The 17342-nt window shown below is 46.8% G+C and carries 15 protein-coding genes and 1 pseudogene; 9 read left to right on the top strand and 7 right to left on the bottom strand.

What is annotated here, in order from left to right:
* Positions 1 to 10: 10 nt before the first annotated feature.
* From AC1DOV_RS01170 to AC1DOV_RS01155, 4 genes are read right to left on the bottom strand one after another with little or no spacing between them, the layout of a single operon-like run.
* On the bottom strand, positions 11 to 1084 hold the full coding sequence (locus AC1DOV_RS01170) for an ABC transporter substrate-binding protein (protein ID WP_477548937.1): 1074 nt from the start codon (positions 1082 to 1084) through the stop codon (positions 11 to 13).
* Complete coding sequence (locus AC1DOV_RS01165; RefSeq protein WP_076268477.1) at positions 1084 to 1884, bottom strand: ABC transporter permease; 801 nt, start codon at positions 1882 to 1884, stop codon at positions 1084 to 1086. The genes AC1DOV_RS01170 and AC1DOV_RS01165 overlap by 1 nt, the downstream gene beginning before the upstream one ends.
* Complete coding sequence (locus AC1DOV_RS01160; protein ID WP_477548936.1) at positions 1868 to 2686, bottom strand: ABC transporter permease; 819 nt, start codon at positions 2684 to 2686, stop codon at positions 1868 to 1870. The genes AC1DOV_RS01165 and AC1DOV_RS01160 overlap by 17 nt, the downstream gene beginning before the upstream one ends.
* Positions 2676 to 3785 (bottom strand): ABC transporter ATP-binding protein, encoded by a 1110-nt coding sequence (locus tag AC1DOV_RS01155; RefSeq protein WP_076268479.1) that lies wholly within the window; start codon positions 3783 to 3785, stop codon positions 2676 to 2678. Before AC1DOV_RS01155 ends, AC1DOV_RS01160 begins: the two co-directional genes overlap by 11 nt.
* Positions 3786 to 3986: 201 nt before the next feature.
* On the opposite strand from AC1DOV_RS01155, the gene AC1DOV_RS01150 reads away from it, so the two are divergent.
* The 7 genes and pseudogenes from AC1DOV_RS01150 to AC1DOV_RS01120 all read left to right on the top strand — a co-directional run bounded on the left by AC1DOV_RS01150 (position 3987) and on the right by AC1DOV_RS01120 (position 11149).
* The gene (locus AC1DOV_RS01150) at positions 3987 to 5423 is read left to right on the top strand and encodes a PTS mannitol transporter subunit IIBC (RefSeq protein ID WP_477548935.1); all 1437 of its coding nucleotides are present in this window, start codon (positions 3987 to 3989) and stop codon (positions 5421 to 5423) included.
* A 67-nt stretch (positions 5424 to 5490) separates the two neighbouring features.
* Positions 5491 to 5664, top strand: a pseudogene (locus tag AC1DOV_RS01145) (HTH domain-containing protein); the annotation flags it as partial.
* A gap of 183 nt (positions 5665 to 5847) precedes the next feature.
* Positions 5848 to 7548 carry a BglG family transcription antiterminator gene (locus tag AC1DOV_RS01140; protein ID WP_477548934.1) on the top strand — a complete coding sequence of 567 codons (1701 nt, stop codon included), beginning with the start codon at positions 5848 to 5850 and terminating at the stop codon, positions 7546 to 7548.
* 2 nt (positions 7549 to 7550) lie between these two features.
* The gene (locus AC1DOV_RS01135) at positions 7551 to 7988 is read left to right on the top strand and encodes a PTS mannitol transporter subunit IIA (RefSeq protein ID WP_339206377.1); all 438 of its coding nucleotides are present in this window, start codon (positions 7551 to 7553) and stop codon (positions 7986 to 7988) included.
* Positions 7985 to 9157 carry a mannitol-1-phosphate 5-dehydrogenase gene (locus AC1DOV_RS01130; RefSeq protein ID WP_477548933.1) on the top strand — a complete coding sequence of 391 codons (1173 nt, stop codon included), beginning with the start codon at positions 7985 to 7987 and terminating at the stop codon, positions 9155 to 9157. The genes AC1DOV_RS01135 and AC1DOV_RS01130 overlap by 4 nt, the downstream gene beginning before the upstream one ends.
* Positions 9158 to 9162: 5 nt before the next feature.
* Positions 9163 to 10896, top strand: coding sequence for a phosphoenolpyruvate--protein phosphotransferase (ptsP, locus tag AC1DOV_RS01125; RefSeq protein ID WP_477548932.1), 1734 nt, complete (start codon positions 9163 to 9165; stop codon positions 10894 to 10896).
* Positions 10889 to 11149: an HPr family phosphocarrier protein gene (locus AC1DOV_RS01120; protein ID WP_339206371.1), complete on the top strand. Its 261-nt coding sequence runs from the start codon at positions 10889 to 10891 to the stop codon at positions 11147 to 11149. The genes ptsP and AC1DOV_RS01120 overlap by 8 nt, the downstream gene beginning before the upstream one ends.
* 228 nt (positions 11150 to 11377) lie before the next feature.
* On the opposite strand, the gene AC1DOV_RS01115 is transcribed toward AC1DOV_RS01120, so the two are convergent.
* Both AC1DOV_RS01115 and AC1DOV_RS01110 read right to left on the bottom strand, forming a co-directional pair.
* Positions 11378 to 13615, bottom strand: coding sequence for a YhgE/Pip family protein (locus AC1DOV_RS01115; RefSeq protein WP_477548931.1), 2238 nt, complete (start codon positions 13613 to 13615; stop codon positions 11378 to 11380).
* A 76-nt stretch (positions 13616 to 13691) separates the two neighbouring features.
* A complete protein-coding gene (locus AC1DOV_RS01110) occupies positions 13692 to 14267 on the bottom strand; it encodes a TetR/AcrR family transcriptional regulator (RefSeq protein WP_076268486.1) in 576 nt (191 codons plus the stop codon).
* Positions 14268 to 14510: 243 nt separating this feature from the next.
* Here AC1DOV_RS01110 and ytxJ point away from each other — a divergent pair, with 243 nt between their 5' ends.
* The gene (gene ytxJ, locus AC1DOV_RS01105; RefSeq protein ID WP_076268487.1) at positions 14511 to 14849 is read left to right on the top strand and encodes a bacillithiol system redox-active protein YtxJ; all 339 of its coding nucleotides are present in this window, start codon (positions 14511 to 14513) and stop codon (positions 14847 to 14849) included.
* Positions 14850 to 14924: 75 nt separating this feature from the next.
* On the opposite strand, the gene AC1DOV_RS01100 is transcribed toward ytxJ, so the two are convergent.
* Complete coding sequence (locus tag AC1DOV_RS01100; protein ID WP_477548930.1) at positions 14925 to 16385, bottom strand: amino acid permease; 1461 nt, start codon at positions 16383 to 16385, stop codon at positions 14925 to 14927.
* A 252-nt stretch (positions 16386 to 16637) separates the two neighbouring features.
* On the opposite strand from AC1DOV_RS01100, the gene AC1DOV_RS01095 reads away from it, so the two are divergent.
* Entirely contained in the window at positions 16638 to 17252 is a 615-nt protein-coding gene (locus AC1DOV_RS01095; RefSeq protein ID WP_339206364.1) for a PH domain-containing protein, read from the top strand.
* The last annotated feature ends 90 nt before the right edge of the window (positions 17253 to 17342 follow it).

Genomic DNA, 17342 nt, shown 5'->3' with positions numbered 1-17342 from the left:
TCTCTTTTGTTTATTTCTTATGCATTTTAAACTCGAGGAACAACTCGTTATAGTGGGCCAGCATTCTTTTGCCGAGGTTGTCGTAAACCTCAAGCCTTTCAGTCAGCTCTTCATCTGGGTAAAAACGCTCATCGGTCGCAATCTCCTCAGGCAGCAACGCCAGCGCCGCCTCATTCGGAGTCGAGTAACCGACATATTCCGCATTCTGAGCAGCCACTTCAGGGTCCAGCATGAAGTTGATAAATTGATGCGCACCTTCGATATTTTTGGCCGTCTTCGGAATAACCATATTATCAAACCAAAGATTCGAGCCTTCCTCTGGCACGATATAATCAAGCTTATCGTTCTCATCCATAATTTCCGATGCATCACCCGACCAAACAAGACCGACTGCCGCTTCTTCGTTTGCAAGCAGCATCTTGATTTCGTCTCCGACAATCGCCTTCACGTTAGGCGTCATCTGGAGCAGCTTCGCTTTCGCCTCCTGCAAATGAGCCTCTTCCGTATCATTCAGCGAATAACCTAAAGAGTTAAGCCCCATGCCCATAACCTCGCGAGCACCGTCCAGTAGCAGGATCTGGTTGCGCAGGCTTTTATCCCATAGATCATTCCAACTGGAGAAGGTCAGGTCCCCGACTAGCTCTGGATTGAACACAATTCCGACAGTCCCCCAAAAATAAGGAATGGAATAAGCGTTGCCTTGATCAAATGATAAATTCATGAAACGCGGATCGATATATTTTAAATTCGGGAGTTTCGAATGATCGAGCTTTAAGAGCAAACCATCCTCTTTCATCTTGCTAATCGCATACTCAGAGGGAATGCTCACATCAAACGTCGTACCGCCTTGTCCAATCTTGGTCATCATCGCTTCATTCGAATCGAAGGTTTGGTAAATGACCTTAATGCCCGTCTCATCTTCAAAGCGGCCAAGCAGCTCGGGATCAACATAATCGCCCCAGTTGTAAATCGTCAGTGTATTGCTTCCGCTGTAGCCTTCACTATCATTCAAATACGAAGTCAGGTAGATGAGGCCAAATGAAACAACAAACACGATTACGAACATACGCACCAGCTGTGTCATTAGTGCCCCTCCTTGCTTGACGGCTTCATATTTCGTTGATTAATGAAGTAATAACCAACAACCAGAATGATCGTAAATAAGAAAATAAGTGTCGACAACGCATTAATCGATAGCGACACACCTTGGCGCGCCCGTGAATAGATCTCAACAGACAGCGTCGAGAAGCCGTTGCCGGTTACAAAAAACGTTACCGCAAAGTCATCTAGCGAATACGTCAGCGCCATGAAGAACCCTGCGAATATGCCCGGTCTGATGAATGGAAGCACGACGCGCGTCAGCACCTGCCACGAGCTGGCACCAAGATCATGCGCCGCATCAATCAACGTTGAGCTCATTTCCTGCAGCTTCGGCAGAACCATAATAACGACAATCGGAACACTGAACGCAATATGCGACAGCAAGACGGACACAAAGCCCAGCTTGATGCCAATCATCGTAAATAGGATAAGAAAGGACGCACCGATAATAACATCGGGACTTACGATCAAAACATTATTGAGCGTCAAAAGCGATTGTTTCGGTCGATTGCTGCGAATGTGATGAATAGCTATCGCACCAATAACACCAAGAATCGTCGAAATTGCAGCGGACAGCAGCGCAATAACGAACGTGTTCAGGACAATAATGAGTAAACGCGTATCCGCAAAAACCTCTTTGTAATAATCAAGGGTGAAGCTCTCGAAATTACGCATCGAGCCGCCGCTATTGAACGAATAAAACATTAAATAGAAAATAGGCGCATAGAGTACTGCAAACACGAGTACGAGATAGATGTTCGACCATTTATTTTTTCCGCGCATCTGCCGCACCTCGCTTTCGATTGCCAGTTAACAGCATCATCGCCGCCATTGCTAGAATCAAGAACACAGCAATCGTCGAACCCATACCCCAGTCCTGCGTCACGAGAAAATGCTGCTCGATTGCTGTACCTAGCGTAATAACCCGATTGCCGGCAATAAGCCTCGTAATCATGAACAGAGATAATGCAGGTATAAATACAGCCATACAGCCGGACTTCACACCACTGATCGTTAGCGGAAAAATAACACGCCGGAACGTCGTCCACGCAGATGCGCCAAGGTCACGCGCCGCATACACAAGCGTCGGATTCATTTCCTCCAATGCATTGAAGATCGGCAAAATCATGAATGGGATAAAGATATATACGGATACAAAGATAAAGCTAAAGTCCGTAAACAAAATTTGCTGTTTCGGAATGCCGATCGCTTCCAGTACGGAATTTGCAAAGCCGTATGTACCGAACAAGCCAATAAACGCATATGCCTTTAGCAGCAAATTGATCCAGCTAGGCAGTATAATAAGCAGCAGCCAGAGCTGTTTATGCTTAGTTTTTGTCAATAAATAAGCAGCCGGATACGCGACAAACAATGATATTGCGGTTATCAGAAACGCGTACCAGAAGGAGCTAAGCGTCATTTTCATATAAACCGGCGTAAAGAACTTCACATAATTGTCCAGCGTGAAGTTGCCCTCTACATCAAAGAAGGAGTAATAGGCAATTAACACGATCGGCGCTATAACAAATAACACAATCCAAGCCATATACGGTATGAGATAAAAACTACGTGATTTATTCGACATCTGCGGCCTCGCTGTATGCTTCAAGACGCTTATCGAATTCTTCTTCCGTTTCACCTAGTCTCATAACATGGATGGCTTCTGGGTCAAAGGTTAATCCGATCTGCTCCCCTACTGTAGCTTTGCGAGTGGAATGGACAAGCCACTCATTGCCTGATTCATCGTAACAGCAAATCTCGTAATGTACGCCGCGGAACAATTGTGAATCTACACGTACTTGCAGCTTACCGTTCTCTGAAGAAGTTATTTCCAAATCCTCTGGCCTGATTACAATATCAACAGCCTCATTTGGCGTGAGCCCTTGATCGACGCATTCAAATGAACGACCAGCGAACTCCACCTCGAAGTCACGTGCCATTCGGCCGGGTACAATATTGGATTCACCAATAAAATCCGCAACAAAGCGATTGATCGGCTCATCGTAAATATCTGTTGGCGTTCCGCTTTGTTGAATTTTTCCTTCATTAATAACAAAAATTTCGTCAGACATCGCCAGCGCTTCCTCTTGGTCATGCGTAACAAATATAAATGTGATGCCAAGTCGGCGCTGCAGCTCGCGCAGCTCGTACTGCATTTCCGTACGAAGCTTAAGGTCAAGTGCGGATAACGGCTCGTCCAGCAAAATAATTTCCGGTTCGTTCACGATCGCCCGCGCGATGGCAACACGCTGCCGCTGACCGCCGGACATCTCCGAAATCTCCCGTGATTCGTAACCGTCCAAGTTTACGAAACGAAGAGCATCCTTCACTTTATTCGTCACATCCGCATTTTTCATCTTCTTGATTCGCAGGCCAAAGGCAACATTCTCGAACACATTAAGATGAGGAAAAAGAGCGTAATCCTGGAAAACCGTATTCACTTGACGTTCATTCGCAGGAACCCGGTTTATCACTTTATTATGGAAATAGATTTGACCCTCTGATGGTTCAGTGAAGCCAGCTATTAGCCGGAGCACCGTCGTCTTGCCGCAGCCGGACGGACCAAGCAGCGTATAAAATTTGCCTCGCTCTATTGTAAAGCTGACATCTTTGAGGACAGCAGCAGCATTATGAGCATATTGTTTTGTCACATGTTCAAAACGAATAATCGTTTGGTCTTGCATATCGCATTCCCCTTTGCAGTTTTAGAAGAAACAATAGTGATTATACAGCATCCCCGAAAATCAGCAATACTAAAAGGAAAAATGATGTCAACAATGCTCATGACGCAACCTGTTTTTCAATTCATTGAATATGAAAGCGCTATACATTACGATTAATTCAGGTTCAGTTAGTGAACATTATTATAAATTGGAGGTTTAAGCATGAGTAAACTGACATCCGAGCAACCGGTATCCGGCGGAGTTAAAGTTTCCGTACAACGATTTGGTCGTTTTCTAAGCGGCATGGTCATGCCGAATATTGGCGCTTTTATTGCATGGGGACTCATTACGGCACTATTTATTCCAACAGGCTGGTTTCCGAACGAAAGCCTAGCAACACTTGTTGGACCGATGATTACCTACTTGCTCCCTATACTCATCGGCTATACCGGTGGTCAAATGATTCACGGCGTACGCGGAGGCGTAGTCGGCGCAATAGTCACACTCGGAGTTATTGCTGGGGCGGACATTCCAATGTTCCTCGGAGCCATGATCGTTGGCCCGCTAGCCGCATGGGTGCTGAAGAAATTCGATCAATCTATTGAAGGAAAGATTCCTTCGGGCTTTGAAATGCTCATCAACAATTTCTCGTCCGGCATTATTGGCGGCGGTCTTGCACTGATTGCCTTCAAAGGAATCGGGCCGGTCGTAGCCGCATTAAGCAAAGTACTCGCTTCAGGTGTGGAGTGGCTGATCAACACAGGTTTCCTGCCGCTTGCGAACATTTTGATCGAGCCAGCTAAAGTACTGTTTCTCAACAACGCGATTAACCACGGCATACTAGGTCCGCTCGCGCTGGATCAAGCATCACAAGCCGGCAAATCCATCATTTACATGCTGGAATCCAACCCAGGACCTGGCCTTGGCATTTTGCTTGCTTATTGGGTATTCGGAAAAGGAATGGTTAAGCAATCGGCGCCAGGCGCTGTTGTCATTCATTTCTTCGGCGGTATTCACGAGATTTACTTCCCGTATATTCTAATGAATCCGCGTTTGATTATCGCAGCTATCGCTGGGGGTGTCGCTGGTACATTCACCTTCTCCATCTTCGGAGCTGGTCTTGTCGCCGCGCCATCACCAGGCAGCATTATCGCCTATATCACCATGACGCCAAAAGGCGGACTACTAGCCATGCTAAGCGGTGTAGTCGTCGCAACAATCGTTTCATTCCTTGTCTCTGCCGTACTTCTGAAAACAAGCAAGCAGGCAGAAGATAACGACAACGAGCTTGAGCTCGCTGCACAAAAAGTTCAGCAAATGAAAGCTGAATCCAAAGGCAATGCTGCTTCACCTGCCGCAGAACAAGTACAGCTAACGAAAGAGCAAGTGAACAAAATTGTATTTTCCTGCGATGCGGGTATGGGCTCAAGCGCGATGGGCGCTTCCATATTGCGCAAAAAAATAAATGCAGCCGAGCTGCCGATTACCGTTATCAACACGGCCATCAACGATATTCCAGGCGATGCCGACATCGTTATCACCCATAAAACATTGACTGACCGCGCACGCCTAAAGGCGCCAAACGCAGAGCATATTTCCATTGATAATTTCCTTAAAAGTCCAGAGTATGACTTGCTCGTACAAAGACTAAGTTCATGACTTCATACTTAACGCTGACAGTTTACTGTCGGCGTTAAGTCCATTCTTCTGCTAAGGAGGATAGCCTATCAAAGCCTCAACTAGGCAACGTCGAATTATCGAACTGCTGCTGAGTCAAAAGCAAGAAATTACCGCAGCCGATATCGCGTCCATTGTCGGTACGAGCACAAGGACGATCCATCGCGAGCTTGTCGATATCGAATCGTTACTTGCCGCAAACGGCATTGCACTTCACAAAATAGCAGGGCTTGGTATTCAAGTAGAAGCAGACTCGGATACTCTTGAGCGATTCAAACAATCGTTTGAGCCATCTGATTACTTTGAATATTCGGCTGAAGAACGAAAAATCGTTATTCTCTGCAGGCTGCTTGAGCATGACGAGCCGATAAAGCTGTTTGCACTCGCCCATGAGCTGCGCGTAACGATGCCGACCATCAGCCATGATCTCGATGAGCTGGAGGAACTGATCAATAAACATGGGATGACCCTTGTTCGCAGAAGAGGGTATGGCGTTGAAATTATTGGATCTGAAGAAGATAAGCGTCATTCGATTAGCTTGCTTGCCATAAATCATCTCGACGATTCCGATCTATTCGGTCAATTCAAGAACCTTACAGTCTCAAACCCGATCACAGCACAGCTGCTCGACATGATCGGCAAAGAAAACTTTAAGCGGCTCGAGCATGCGCTATGGGAACTAAATGACGAATGGCCACACACGTTGTCCGAATCTAACTATACAAGATTGCTTATTAAGCTGTCGGTTGCGTTAACCCGAATAGAGAACAACTGCTTTGTCTCAGCAAGCGAATATCGTCATTCTGATGAAATCATTCCATTGCTGCGAAGCTTGCTGGGTGTGCTCAATCTACAGCTCCCAATAGAAGAAAAAACATATCTTTCACAATTGCTGAATAGCGAAGCTTTTCTAGATAACGGTCTGTTGATTCATCATGAAGATATGCCGACCATTGAAGGCGTCAAACTGCTCATCCGTTATGTCGAGGATCAGCTTAACATGTCGCTCATGGAGGATCGGTCGCTAGAGGAAGGACTTATTCAGCATATAAAGCCAGCCTTTCAGCGCATTAAGGATGGTATCGCCATCCGCAATCCGATGTTAGTGCCGATCAAAAAAGATTACGCTATATTGTTTTCCATTGTTCAAAGCGCTGTACAACAGGTTTATCCGCTTCTACAAGTGCCTGACGAGGAGATCGGTTATATCGTTATGCATTTTGGAGCTTCCCTTGAGCGGTTAAAGCCTTTTCCAAGAAAAATAAGAGCTGTTCTCGTTTGCACGAGCGGCATCGGTTCATCCAAGCTTTTAGCTGTCAAAATTGCTAATGTACTGCCGCAAATCGACTTGATCGGTCATTATTCATGGTATGAAGCGACAAGGCTTCCGCCGAGCCGCTATGATTTGATCATTTCAACTGTTGACTTGCCGTTAGAGCCCGACCGCTATATTAAGCTGAGTCCTCTGCTCACGTCGGAAGAAACAAATAAGCTTCGCAGCTATATAGAGGGCACTACCTTGAAGAAGGCCGCTCCCTCCCTATCTGCAAATGAAGAGACGGCAGGCCAGTCACCTCTGGATCGCTTGCTTCAGCTTCAGCTGTATTCCGGCATCGTTCTTCAGCTGCTTGACGGCTTCCATGTGCATGATTTAACGCTGTTGCCAGATCAAGATCGATTGGAACACCAGCTGCCGAGCATGCTTTCCTTAATCGGAAAGCCATATATCGATGCAAATCGCGAAAAAATAGCCGATCAGCTGCTCGCAAGAGAGCTGCAAGGAAGTCTGGTCATACCAGATACCGAGCTTGCCCTGCTTCATACACGCAGTGAATGGATTAAAGAGCCACTGCTTGCTTTATATCGATATGATCGAACTTTGCAGCTAGGCGAGGATGAAGATGCGCAGGCCAAGCACCTGTTGATGATGCTCGGCCCTCTCAAGCTTGATTCCTATAGCCTTGAGCTGCTAAGTGAAATTAGCGCAATGCTGCTGCTGCCGGATCTGCTTGCTTTATTAGCGCATGGCGATGCGGCAAGCATTAAGCTGTTTATTTCAAAGAAGCTGGAACAATATATAAAAACCAAATTGGATTGGAGAGAATAATCATGACCATTCTATCTACAGAGAAAGTAAAATTAAACGTTAACCTTAAGGACAAATACGAAGCGATCCGCATGGTTGGACAAATGCTTGTTGACGCAGGGCATGCTCCGCAGTCGTATATCGACAAAATGATTGAGCGTGAGGAGTCTCTATCCACTTATATCGGCGGAGGGCTTGCCATGCCTCATGGCACGAATGAATCGAAAGCACTTATTAAATCCACAGGCATGGCCATTATTACCGTACCGGCTGGCGTAGACTTCGGCGGCGAAGAGCCTGCTCAATTAATTATCGGCCTAGCGGCTGTAGGCGACGATCACCTTGATATTTTGACCAATGTTGCTGTACTCGTGTCTGAGGAAGAAGATATGCAGCGCATCTTGAACGCTTCATCGGAGCAAGAATTGATTTCTATCTTTGAATCGGGGATGGAATCATGAAGGCCGTTCACTTCGGCGCAGGCAACATAGGCAGAGGTTTTATCGGCTTACTGCTGCATAACGCAGGCTACGAGGTATGTTTTGTTGATGTAAATGATTCGCTTGTCTCGCAGCTGCAGGAAAAAGGGCAATATGCGGTTAAGATTGCAAACGAGCAAGGCGACACGTATCTAGTTGACCATATAACTGCTATTGACGGTAAAAATATAGATTTAGTCGCTAAGACTATCGCAGAAGCGGATATCGTCACAACCGCTGTTGGCGTATCAGTACTGAAGCATATCGCCGCTGCGGTTGCTAAAGGAATTGAGCTTAGAATCGAGAGCGGCAAAGCCGCTCTTCCGGTTATTGCGTGCGAGAATGCCCTTGGCGGCAGCACGATTTTGAAGCAATTCGTTTATGGCCATCTATCTGCGGATGTACAGGAGAAAGCCGATCAGCATATCGTTTTCCCTGACGCCGCCGTTGACCGTATCGTTCCGCTGCAGCAAAATGAAGACCCTCTTGAAGTTATGGTCGAGCCTTTCTATGAGTGGACTGTAGAGCGTTCCCCATTGCTTAATTCGCTTAAGGAAATTGACGGAGTACACTACGTCGATCAACTGGAGCCGTATATCGAGCGCAAGCTGTTCACTGTTAATACAGGGCATTGCGTTGCAGCGTATCACGGTTTCCTTAAAGGCTGCGAGACGATTCAAGAAGCGATGAACAACAAAGAGATATTGGCAGAGGTACGAGGCGCATTGCAGGAATCAGGAGCTGCGCTTATCAAAACGTATCAATTCGATGAGAAAGAGCATTCGCTTTATGTTGAGCAAATTTTGGAGCGCTTTGTTAATCCTCACTTGGTAGATGAGGTTGTTCGAATCGGCCGCTCGCCTATTCGCAAGATTTCTCCGAATGACCGTCTAGTTAGACCGGCCTCATTAGCTTATAAATACGGCATGCCTGCCATTCATTTGACCACGGCTATGGCAGCGGCTTTACATTTTAATGCTGTAGATGATCCCGAAGCTGCCGAGCTGCAAGCTTCCATTAAAGAACTAGGCCTTCATTCTACGATAACAAAATATACAGGTTTAGATGAGCAGCATCCGCTTCATATACAAGCGGCAGAGCAATACCGCAAGCTGGAGCAATCCCTCCAATCTGCGGCGAAAGGAGTCTGAAGTTAATGACATTAGCACTTAAAGGGATAGCAGCATCACCGGGTATCGCCATTGCCCCGGTCTTCCATCTCGCATCCGAGCGTTTCATACCGACTGAGCAATCTGTGCAAGACAGTGCGTTGGAAATAGAAACGTTCCGCCGTGCTGTTGCAAGCACCCGTGAAGAGGTTGAAGCGATTCGCACAAAAACAGAGGAGCGCCTCGGAGCAGACAAAGCCGAAATATTCGAAGGTCATCTGATGATTTTGGAAGATCCTGATTTCATTGAAGCGATTGAGCAGAAAATAGCCGAAGAATCCATAGATGCTCAATTTGCGCTCCATGAGATAGCTAAACATTTTATCGACCTTCTGCAATCGATGGCTGATGAACTGCTAAGAGGACGCGCCGTTGATATTGAGGACGTATCCGGACGCATCATGAGTCATTTGCGCGGCGTTCCACATACTGACCTAGCCAATCTGTCGGAGGAGTGTATTATCGTTGCGCGCGATCTGACGCCTTCAGATACCGCTCAGCTTAATTTGAACTTCGTACGCGGTTTTGTCACAGAGATAGGCAGCCGCACCTCGCATTCTGCCATTATGGCGCGGTCATTGGAAATACCAGCAATCGTAGGGATTGGCCAAGCGATTCACGATATGAAAGAGCAAGCCGTCATTATCGTTGATGCGGCTGAAGGCATTGTCCTAATTGAGCCTACGGAAGAAGAGCTGGCAGCCTATCAAGAAAAGAAACAAAAGGATGATCTGCGCAGAGCGGAATTAAGCAAGCTGAAGGATAAGCTCACTTTCTCCAAGGATGGCAAGCAAGTAGAGCTGGCAGCCAACATCGGCAGCTTGGAAGATATTCAGCGGGCAATCGACAACGGCGCCGAAGGAATTGGACTTTTTCGTACCGAATTTCTATATATGGGGCGCAGCTCCCTCCCAACGGAGGAGGAGCAGTTCACCAGCTACAAATATGCACTTGAGAAAATGAGCCCTAAGCCAGTCGTCATCAGGACGCTTGATATAGGCGGAGACAAGGAGCTCCCCTACATGGAGCTGCCAAAGGAAAGCAACCCATTCTTAGGACAGCGCGCGCTGCGCCTATGTCTCGATAGACAAGACTTGTTCCGTACGCAGCTGCGGGCGCTTCTCCGCGCCAGCCGTTACGGCAATTTGAAAATCATGTTCCCGATGATTGCCGTATTAGAGGAGCTCCTCGAGGCAAAGAAGCTGCTTGAGGAAGAAAAGCAGAAGCTCATCGCCGAAGGCGTACAGCTTGCCGAGCATATCGAAATTGGCATGATGGTCGAAATTCCAGCCGCGGCAGTCGCTGCCGATCTTTTCGCTCCTGAAGTTGATTTCTTTAGCATCGGCACTAATGATTTGATTCAATATACAATGGCGGCAGACCGTATGAACGAAACGGTATCGTACCTATACCAGCCATGGCATCCATCCTTGCTTCGCCTCATCAGCTTCGTTATTCAAGCGGCTGAGAAGGAAGGCAAATGGGTGGGCATGTGCGGCGAGATGGCAGGCGATCAGACGGCAATCCCCTTGCTGCTCGGCCTTGGCCTGCATGAATTCAGCATGAGCGCAGGTTCGATTCTGCAAGCAAGAGAGCTGATCGGACAGCTTGACCAGTCCGAATGGTCGGTTCATGCCAATCAAGCTCTGACTATGCGGAGCACTCAGGAAATTACACAATTCGTAGAACGTACAAGAAACGGAGTGATACATCATGATTAGCAAAACTTACACTATCATCAATCCGACGGGCTTTCATGTACGCCCAACTAAAACCTTCGTCCAAACAGCAAACACCTTTCCTTGTAAAATCAGCGTCATCGCCAAAGGGAAAAAAGTAAACGGCAAAAGCTCGCTTAGCATGCTGACACTTGGTATTGCGATGAATGAAGAAGTGACTTTGGAAATTGACGGCGAACAGGAAGAGCAAGCGCTCGAGACGCTTGGTCAATTGCTCACTGAAATTCACGAATAGCAGATAATTAACGGCTGGCCGAATGAGAAGAGATCATCTTAAATGATCCCTTCCAAAATGGTCAGCCGTTTTTATATGACTCTGCTGAGTTAGTCCGGCTCACCTCACTTCCTTGCGCTACATTTGCATACAAAAAAAAGACGCTCTCATCCACTTTTCATCGTGTTTGAGAGCGTCTTTGCATATTGGGCTGTGTCACGGATTATCCGAGACTAGCCCTTTTTTAAATTAAACAGATGCCGGAACTGCTGGTTCCAACTGATCGTCCTTCGTTTTCCGATGGGACAAAGTAAAGTACAGATAAGAAAGCACTGCGAACAGAATAGCAATGCCCGCCATAATTGCAACATATCCAGCCATCGAGCTGAAATCTCCGCTTGAGATAATATCTCTAAAGCCTTTGACCGAGTAAGTCATTGGCAGGAACGGCGATACTTTTTGCAACCATCCAGGTACAAGCTCGATAGGGAATGTGCCCGCAGAGCTCGTTAATTGGAAAATAAGCAAAATAACTGCGATAAATCGTCCCGGATTGCCCATTGAAGCAACTAGGAATTGAATAATCATCATAAACGTAATGCTGGTTAGTATGGAGTACATGACGAACAAGCCCATGCTTTGCACTTCCAGCTTCAGCACATAAATAAGAGCAGCATCCGCAATCAATGCCTGAATGGTGCCGATTAGCGCTAAAGTGAGTGCTTTACTCAAAAACCAGCTCCAGCCGTTAACTGGACGAACAGCCGGTTCACGAACCGAATATACAATCGTTAATAGCATAGCTCCTACATATAATCCAAGCGATAGGAAATACGGCGCAAGACCCGTACCGTAGTTATCTACCTTCGTTACTTTTTCTACATCAAGTTTCACTGGATCGGAGAACATATCCACCATCGTATCGGTCAGCTTTAGATCAGACGTCTTATCCGACGCTTCATTCAGCTTGCCTGACAGCTCCTGAGTGCCATCCTCCAATTTCAACAAACCTGAAGCTACTTGCTGCGCACCATCCTCCAGTTCTACCGACCCATTAACAAATGGCGTAATGCTTGAGGACAACTGGGAAAGTCCGGACGTAAGCGTTGCTGCCCCGCTGTTCAGCTGTTTGGCACCTGCCGCAAGCTTTGTTCCGCCGGCACTTGCTTCAGCAAGCTTCGAGCCGAACTGATTCATGCCGGTTGAAAATTTCTTCGCACCAGCGACTACTTGCTCTGCGCCTGCACCAAGTTGCTTGCCGCCGGCCGCTGCTTCCTCGACTTTTTTATCGAAGGTTCCTAGTCCATCAGATACTTTGACTAGGCCGTCACTCAGCTTAGACGCCCCGTCTCTTAGCTGTTTCTGTCCTTCTGAAGACTTCTCCAGACCCGCCGCAAGCTCTCGGCTCGCTTTGAGCAAAGACGCAAAGCTTTCGCTCTCCGCCAGCTCGGGATTCGCCTGACCCAGCTGCGCCAGCCCATTCGCCAGCTGCGACGCTCCTGCCTTCAGCTGCTCCTCGCCCGCAGCTGATTCCTTAAGACCGCCTGCTAGCTGCCCCGCAGCCTGCTGCGCGTCCGACGCGCCTCCCGCCAGCTGTCCGCTCGCTCCGGCTAATTGCGACAAGCCGTCGCTAAGCTTCACCGCTCCGGCTCCAAGCGAGCCCGCGCCGTCACCGAGCGATGCTGCTCCCGCACCAAGCTCCTTCTGCGCTGCCAGCAGCTGCGCCAGGCCGCTAGATAGGTCAGACGTGCCCGTGCTAAGCTCGGCACTGCCTTTGCCAAGCGCCTTGCCGCCATCGTTCAGCTTAGCGACTCCCTCTTTGAGCGTAAGCGATCCGCTGACCAGCTTCGCTAAGTTCTTCTCGATGAGTACGGCTCCGTCCTTCGCCTTCGTCGTCCCATCAGCAATTTCACCTGCACCGTCGCTCGCTTTGCTTATGCCGTTCACGAGCTCCTCCATTTGCTCAAACACAGTGCGCGTATAAGCCGACGTCACTTCTTTGTTAAGCTCCATTTTCATGGTGTCGACTGCTTTGCTGCCAATCTGAGAAGCTAAAAAGTTATAGCTCTCATTAGCTAAATACGTAAGCTTAGCCGGCGTTGGCTTATCTGAAGTTAAAGTGGTTGTTTTCTCCGAGAAATCAGAAGGAATCTCAATGGCCAAATAGTAGCTATGATCTTCCATTCCCGCCTCGGCTTCCTCTTTACTTACGAAATGCCATTCTAATTTTTCATTTCCCTTTAGCTCTGCCTCAAAATCATCGCCAATATGCATCATCTCGCCGTTAAATTCATACCCTTTATCCGCATTAACGACAGCTACCGGCATCTTATCCAAATTTCCGTACGGGTCCCAAAACGCCCCCAGAAACATCGATGAGTACATAACGGGAATCATCAGCACGCCAATTACCGATATCAACAACATTTTGTTGCGGCCGATTCCGGACAATTCTTTACCAAACTGCTTTAAACCTTTGAACTTCAAATCGTCCACTCTCCCAGTTACTGATTGACCAGTTCTCTCATTCGGTCATTTCTTTGTGTAAAAAAAGGCATCCAGGTTATTCCGGAGCCAATCCTACTTGCATATAGAATCGCAATTTTTCCGCTACTTGCTGTTTGTTCAGCGGTTCATGCGTTTTTTTCCATTCTACCGTAAGCGCCATATACAAGCGGAGCATAACAAACGCAGTCATTTCTGGATCACAAGGCTTAATCTCGCCCTTATCGATCGCCAGCTGGATTTGATGTTGAATATAACCAACGACTGCCTTCTCTATTTGCTGTATACCCTCCAGCGCCATGGGCGTACCAATCTCGCGTACCTCATGCGATAGCTTAAGTGCAAGCTCATGTTCCTCGCGAAAATCGAGCAGCTGCTCGAGCGCAGCGTTCAAATTATCGAAGAATAATCGATTAGGATCAACAACTTTTTCTGCAACCTGCTTCATTTCAATAATAAGCTTCTTCATAATTTCGTGGAACAACTCTTCTTTATTCGTAAAGAACGTGTAGATAGTCCCTTTGCCTACATTCGCAATTTTCGCTACCTGATCCATGGTCGTCGCCTTATACCCAAACAATGCAAACGACTTCCCCGCAGCATTCACAATCTGCTGTCGTCGATCAATGGCCATTCCTTCACCTCCGAGCATTTCATTCCTTTATCACTTTAAAAACTGACCAAAAAACTAAAATGGTCATTTCGACTTCCGTTATCATAGCACGCTCCAATTCCGATTGCAATACCCGATTCATACAATAGCAATATGGCTCAGGGCATAACGACAAAAAAATGACTTTACTCGTCAAAAAGCGCTATACTATATGTACGGTTTTAATTAATTTCTGCACAGCAGATTAAAAGGAGTGTTCCCCTTATGTCATACAAAGAAATCACGTCCATTGAAGAATGGAACAACGTCTATGAAGCTTCAGCTACTCGTCCACTTGTTATATTCAAGCACAGCACCACTTGCCCGGTCAGCGCTAATGCTTACCAAGAATTCAATCAATATCTTGATGGGAAACCAAGAGAAGATGTGGAATACGTGCTTGTAAAAGTTATCGAATCGCGTCCGGTTTCCAACCAAATCGCTGAAGATACTTCCGTTAAGCATGAGTCCCCGCAAATTATTTTTATCGAGAAAAAAGAAAAAGTGTGGACGACGTCCCACTGGTCGATTACTAAAGCTCATATTACAGCTGTACTCGACTAATTTTTTTATCAATTTTATTAAAAAAGCTTCCAGCCTTATGCCTCAGCGCATAACGGTTGGGAGCTTTTTTTCAGACTATTCCTCCGGATCTAGCTTACATTCTGCCAGCGTCAGCATTCGAGTACGATACTTCCATTTGTGTCCGATAAAGATGGCAAGGAAAAGGGGAATGCCAATGTAGGAGGCGAAGATATAAGCCCAATCAATACGGCCATCCTTGAGCGCGCCGATAAACTGACCGCCAATCACAACAATACAGAGCAGCATAGCTAGGATCGGACCAATCGGAAACCATTTCGCCAAATAGGCCAGATCCTCAAGCTTGTGGCCTTGTGATACATAAGCTCTGCGAAAGCGATAATGGCTAATTGCAATGCCAAGCCAAACGATAAAGCCAGACATCCCCGAAGCATTCAGCAGCCACACGTAGACGACGCCGTCACCGAAGAAGGAAGCTAAGAAAGCGAGCATGCCAAGAGCCCCCGTCGCAAGGAGCGCCGCTACAGGAACCCCGCGCACGTTCAGCTTAGCCAGAAAACGAGGGGCCTTCCCCTCCTTCGCCAGCACCCAAAGCATCCGCGTAGAGGCATACATACCGGAATTGCCTGCTGACAATACCGAGGTCAAAATGACCGCATTCATAATTGAAGCCGCTACGGCAAGACCTGCTCTCTCGAAAATGATCGTAAATGGACTCGTCGAAATGTCCCCGCTCGCGAGCTGCGCATTTGAATAAGGGATCAACATGCCAATTAGCAATATCGCCAATATGTAGAACAAGAGGATTCTCCAAAAAATAGAACGGATGGCACGCGGGATATTCTCTCTAGGATTCTCACTCTCGCCAGCCGTGACTCCAATTAGCTCCGTTCCTTGAAAAGAGAAGCCCGCAGCCATAAATACGCCTAACGTAGCTAGAAAACCAGCAGGAAACGGATTGTCCGTCAGATTGCTTATGCCCACCGCTTTCCCATTCCAAATGCCGATCACCATCATCAAGCCGATAGCGATAAACACGATTACCGTTACAATTTTGATCATGGCAAGCCAGTATTCCGATTCGCCGTAACCCTTAACAGACAGAAGGTTAAGGCTAAGCATTAACAATAGAAATAGACCGCTCCACAAAATAGACGGACTGTTCGGAAACCAAAACTTCATAATAAGCGTGGCTGCAGACAGCTCCGCCGCAATCGTTATCGCCCAGTTGTACCAATAGTTCCAGCCAAGCGCAAAGCCAAGCGAAGGATCAACAAAACGTGCTGCATAGGTGCTGAACGTTCCAGATACAGGCATATAGGTAGCCATTTCCCCTAAGCTTGTCATCAGAAAATATACCATAATGCCAATCAGCGAATAAGCAAGCACCGCTCCTCCCGGCCCAGCAGAGTGAATGGCACCGCCACTCGCAAGGAACAAACCCGTACCAATAGAACCTCCAAGCGATATCATTGTCATATGCCGAGCCTTCAAACCTCTGCGCAGCGTGTTCGAATCCTCTCGTTGCTCACTCAATGTCACGTTCCTCCTTTCCATCTCCTCAGTTTGTTGAATTTCCCGTTTTTTATCCATCCGATAAAAAATTTAGTAAGACGATTGATTGAAGTATAGTAAGATAAGCCTCTCTATATAAACGCAGCAAAAGTTTGTGAATAAGCCGCTAATAAAACAGATGATTATCCAGTATCACACAACGCTAAAATACGACAAATGGACTATCATATTTTCCATTTTTTAATATATAATGAGTAGGTGTGAATTCCACGCAACGATGAGAGGAATGGTAAAATGTTTGGTAAATTAGCAGCAGATGCCCTTGGAATAAGTGATATTGGCGCGATCATCAAGCCCGCAGATTTCAGCAAAGCCGATTCTGACGATTACGTCATGCATGAGGATAACGAGAAAATTTATTTTCTCATTAAGTCAAAAACCGACGAATATTGCTTCACAAACCTTGCACTCATTCATTTGGACGGCAAAAGCGCACTAAGCAAAAAACGGACATTGAAGCGTTACTCTTATAGCGCGAACCAAATTTCACAGGTTGCATTGGAAACGGCAGGCACGGTCGACCTTGACGTTGAAATCAAGTTCTCGATTGGCTCAATCCCCTTTTCAATTGATGTAAATAAGAAGCATATCGAAGAGCTGAAAGACCTTTATAAAGCACTTATCAAAATCTCAGAAATTACACGCGAGAACGAAATCTCGCTTGAATATGCAAGACGGAGCCTGGATCTCGCATCCACAACGTTGCAGCAAATCCATAAAGGCGACTTCAACGTCGTCGAACAATTCGACGGACTGAACAAATCCGCGTTCAACTGGCTTGTAAATACGCATAAGCAATATCGCATCAAGGATTTTGGCGCTATTTTTGAGCGCTATATCAACAACTAGTTAAGAGACCAATTTCATACGATACGAAAAAAGACGAAGAACGTCCTTCTGCTCATGGCAAAGGGACGTTCTTTTTTTGTCCAAATATAA

Source organism: Paenibacillus sp. 01T47 (genome assembly GCF_056398245.1).
This window is presented reverse-complemented; position numbering and strand designations above follow the sequence as displayed.

Excerpts from the sequence above, each read along its gene's own strand:
- AC1DOV_RS01170 (WP_477548937.1), bottom strand. The coding sequence starts at position 1,084 with ATGACACAGCTGGTGCGTATGTTCGTAATCGTGTTTGTTGTTTCATTT.
- AC1DOV_RS01165 (WP_076268477.1), bottom strand. The coding sequence starts at position 1,884 with ATGCGCGGAAAAAATAAATGGTCGAACATCTATCTCGTACTCGTGTTT.
- AC1DOV_RS01160 (WP_477548936.1), bottom strand. The coding sequence starts at position 2,686 with ATGTCGAATAAATCACGTAGTTTTTATCTCATACCGTATATGGCTTGG.
- AC1DOV_RS01155 (WP_076268479.1), bottom strand. The coding sequence starts at position 3,785 with ATGCAAGACCAAACGATTATTCGTTTTGAACATGTGACAAAACAATAT.
- AC1DOV_RS01150 (WP_477548935.1), top strand. The coding sequence starts at position 3,987 with ATGAGTAAACTGACATCCGAGCAACCGGTATCCGGCGGAGTTAAAGTT.
- AC1DOV_RS01140 (WP_477548934.1), top strand. The coding sequence starts at position 5,848 with ATGCCGACCATCAGCCATGATCTCGATGAGCTGGAGGAACTGATCAAT.
- AC1DOV_RS01135 (WP_339206377.1), top strand. The coding sequence starts at position 7,551 with ATGACCATTCTATCTACAGAGAAAGTAAAATTAAACGTTAACCTTAAG.
- AC1DOV_RS01130 (WP_477548933.1), top strand. The coding sequence starts at position 7,985 with ATGAAGGCCGTTCACTTCGGCGCAGGCAACATAGGCAGAGGTTTTATC.
- ptsP (WP_477548932.1), top strand. The coding sequence starts at position 9,163 with ATGACATTAGCACTTAAAGGGATAGCAGCATCACCGGGTATCGCCATT.
- AC1DOV_RS01120 (WP_339206371.1), top strand. The coding sequence starts at position 10,889 with ATGATTAGCAAAACTTACACTATCATCAATCCGACGGGCTTTCATGTA.
- AC1DOV_RS01110 (WP_076268486.1), bottom strand. The coding sequence starts at position 14,267 with ATGGCCATTGATCGACGACAGCAGATTGTGAATGCTGCGGGGAAGTCG.
- ytxJ (WP_076268487.1), top strand. The coding sequence starts at position 14,511 with ATGTCATACAAAGAAATCACGTCCATTGAAGAATGGAACAACGTCTAT.
- AC1DOV_RS01100 (WP_477548930.1), bottom strand. The coding sequence starts at position 16,385 with ATGGAAAGGAGGAACGTGACATTGAGTGAGCAACGAGAGGATTCGAAC.
- AC1DOV_RS01095 (WP_339206364.1), top strand. The coding sequence starts at position 16,638 with ATGTTTGGTAAATTAGCAGCAGATGCCCTTGGAATAAGTGATATTGGC.